The following is a 2,382-nucleotide window of genomic DNA, read 5'->3' on the forward strand; positions in this document are numbered from 1 at the left end:
GAGTGATTCGGTTCATTGAAAGGCCGTTTGCGTATAAAACGAAGGCTTTGAGCTTGTCTTTTTCGGGCACACCTCGTGAGATTTTTTTCACATTTTTTATATTTGTACCGCTGAACCCCTCGAACAAAACCGCTTTTAAAGTAATCCGAACATTCACAAAATGTACATACAATCATTTTTAGAGACTTTTAAAAGACATCCTTTACCAATTCTAACAAAAAATATCTTTAGTCAAAATCTTAAGATTTTTAATTTTTTTTGAGATACTAAGAATGCGGCTCATCGATTGGGAATTTGGTGATCTCTCGAGTCAAACATTCAAACGACTTTTTGAACGATTAAAAAAATGGAAAATTTTATTTTATTGCAAAGATCCTTTGGAAGGTTTTAATAAAATTATTCCAAGCACCCGCCTCTTTCAGGAAAAAGATAAAACGTTTTCCATTGAACAAAATAATGCTCCACACCGCCATTGGTTTGCGAGATTTCGTCGAAAACCCCTTGCAAACAAACGACCACTAGAAAATCTGGAGGTAACACTGCTTATTTTTGCGGCACTTCACGTTAATAAAACTTTGAAAATTAATCATGCTATCTTTGGTTAAAAGTCTAGTTATTTTCTTAAGAGGCGCGGTAGCTCAGAAAAAAAAATTGACTTAGAGAATCTTGAAGAAAACGTCAAAGAAAACCAAGATATGGCCTTGAAAAAATCTGCTCAAGAATTTGGGAGAGTATTTTTACACTCAGTTACTGGTTAAAAAGATTAAGCTATAGCTAAAAAAAGACTTTTCGTACGTGGAAGCAAGCAAAAAAAATCGAAGTCAGTATCAAGAATCGATCAATATATAGCGTATCCAAGTCTTGTATATATTGATGAAAGCGGCATTGATAGGATATGTGCAAAGACAGAAACTGGGGCAGAAAAAGTGAAAAGTTGGTTGGCAAAAAGAGTGGGAAATAGTATCAAAGAACAAATAGTATTGCCGGTTTGGTTACTAAGACACCGATAGCACCAATGGGTTTTAACGGATCTTGCGACACAGTATTGTTCCAAGCTTGGGTAGATTTCTGAGCAAGGAACTAAAGCATGGTCAAGTTATTATTATGGATAACTCTTCTTTTCATAAATCCAAGAGAAGTAGAGAATTAATAGAATCTGTAAAATGCAATATAATTTTCTACCTCCTTACTCTTCTGATTAGAATCCAATAAAAAAATTCTGGGCTAATATGAAGAGGTGGACAATATCATACTCCCCCGCACTTTTTTTCAGGTAGTTTAAAAGATCTCTGAAATCAAAGAATAAGAGTTTATCTTTGATCCACCTGAGTCCCCTTGTGAAGTATGAATACAAAGATGAATACAAAGGCGCTCTGACTGTTTTTTTTTGTAAGCAATTTCTTGTGTAAGGCCCGTTATAGAAGCGTATAAAATAGCAACAGCGACAATGGTCATAAGTTTGGAAAGTCTTCCCAAATCTTTCATAGGGGGATTTTCAAGGTTAACCCTTTGCGTTTTCATAGTTCTGAACAGCCGTTCAATGTCCCATCTTTGTTTGTTTAGTGCCCGGTCTTTATCTTAAGCAAATGACAAGGTGCTCATCTTTAATCTTTTTACCTACGATACCCCCCTAGGATCATCCAGCATGTTATACAGATGGCGGCTTTCGTCCGTATTTAGGTGAGTAAAAAAATCCTTCAAAGACTTTTTAGAGGTGCCGAAGTTGGCCAATTGATTATCTTTTATACGGATAAAAAAAGGGATCTTGTGGTCAAACAAATAAGTCAAACAAATAAGTGATCCAATCTTTGCCCACAAATTCGCGATCAGCTGAAAAGGAGAAAATTTTATCGCCCCCAAAGATTTCCTTAAATTGGTTTAATAAACTGATGCGTGCTTGGGGGTGCGAATTTTCCCGGTGATCAAGCATGCTCCAAAACAAAGGAAATATAATCTTTCCAACTTTAACAGCTAGTACGAGGCTATTGATATTCTGCGTTCCAAACTTCTAATTGGTGCGATCGAGCATTAAATGCATTTTAGGAACTTGCTCCCAAATGCTTGATATTAAGGCTTTTGAGAAGAGTCCAGAATAATTACTTGTCCTTTTAAAAAAACGCCTGACACGTTCAAGCTTGGATTTTATTGAAGGTGGAGAGTGCATCTTGTGGATCAGCGCAGGATGCTGAACCTTTCGCTGATCGATAAGTACGAAGGTTTTAAAAGTCTCTGCGCGGGAATTGTGAAAAGCTAATAGTTTTTTTATCTTGTTTATTAAGGATGAGAGGTTCATTTGCATTAAACATTGTTGTTTGTTTTTAATAAAATAGTCTATCTTTCGGGTCTTCTAAAGACCCTTCAAAAAAGTGAGGGGGAGTATGG

General features: G+C 36.1%; 6 protein-coding genes. 2 read left to right on the forward strand and 4 right to left on the reverse strand.

Annotation, left to right across the window (positions count from 1 at the left end; translation table 11 throughout):
* The coding region (locus tag HE1_RS09695) for a helix-turn-helix domain-containing protein (RefSeq protein ID WP_162480330.1) at nucleotides 1-157 on the reverse strand (157 nt) is incomplete at its 3' end.
* Between the two features lie 115 nt (nucleotides 158-272).
* Between HE1_RS09695 and HE1_RS03995 the strand changes: the two genes are divergently transcribed.
* Together HE1_RS03995 and HE1_RS07335 are read left to right on the forward strand one after the other, a co-directional pair.
* Nucleotides 273-605 (forward strand): IS1 transposase, encoded by a 333-nt coding sequence (locus HE1_RS03995; RefSeq protein WP_052567334.1) that lies wholly within the window; start codon nucleotides 273-275, stop codon nucleotides 603-605.
* A 45-nt stretch (nucleotides 606-650) separates the two neighbouring features.
* Complete coding sequence (locus HE1_RS07335) at nucleotides 651-758, forward strand: hypothetical protein (protein ID WP_084491017.1); 108 nt, start codon at nucleotides 651-653, stop codon at nucleotides 756-758.
* A 520-nt stretch (nucleotides 759-1,278) separates the two neighbouring features.
* Here the strand turns inward: HE1_RS07335 and HE1_RS04000 are convergent.
* The 3 genes from HE1_RS04000 to HE1_RS06545 all read right to left on the reverse strand — a co-directional run bounded on the left by HE1_RS04000 (nucleotide 1,279) and on the right by HE1_RS06545 (nucleotide 2,299).
* Nucleotides 1,279-1,521, reverse strand: coding sequence for a hypothetical protein (locus HE1_RS04000; protein WP_035544971.1), 243 nt, complete (start codon nucleotides 1,519-1,521; stop codon nucleotides 1,279-1,281).
* Nucleotides 1,522-1,771: 250 nt separating this feature from the next.
* Nucleotides 1,772-1,930 carry a hypothetical protein gene (locus tag HE1_RS08980; protein ID WP_162531251.1) on the reverse strand — a complete coding sequence of 53 codons (159 nt, stop codon included), beginning with the start codon at nucleotides 1,928-1,930 and terminating at the stop codon, nucleotides 1,772-1,774.
* 78 nt (nucleotides 1,931-2,008) lie between these two features.
* Nucleotides 2,009-2,299: a hypothetical protein gene (locus HE1_RS06545; RefSeq protein ID WP_052567336.1), complete on the reverse strand. Its 291-nt coding sequence runs from the start codon at nucleotides 2,297-2,299 to the stop codon at nucleotides 2,009-2,011.
* Nucleotides 2,300-2,382 lie beyond the last annotated feature (83 nt).

Origin of the sequence: Holospora elegans E1, from assembly GCF_000648275.1 — a bacterium.
Taxonomy (GTDB): Bacteria; Pseudomonadota; Alphaproteobacteria; order Holosporales; family Holosporaceae; genus Holospora; species Holospora undulata_A.

Coding starts and splice junctions, on each gene's coding strand:
- HE1_RS03995 (WP_052567334.1), top strand. CDS start 273: ATGCGGCTCATCGATTGGGAATTTGGTGATCTCTCGAGTCAAACATTC.
- HE1_RS04000 (WP_035544971.1), bottom strand. CDS start 1,521: ATGAAAACGCAAAGGGTTAACCTTGAAAATCCCCCTATGAAAGATTTG.
- HE1_RS08980 (WP_162531251.1), bottom strand. CDS start 1,930: ATGCTTGATCACCGGGAAAATTCGCACCCCCAAGCACGCATCAGTTTA.
- HE1_RS06545 (WP_052567336.1), bottom strand. CDS start 2,299: ATGCAAATGAACCTCTCATCCTTAATAAACAAGATAAAAAAACTATTA.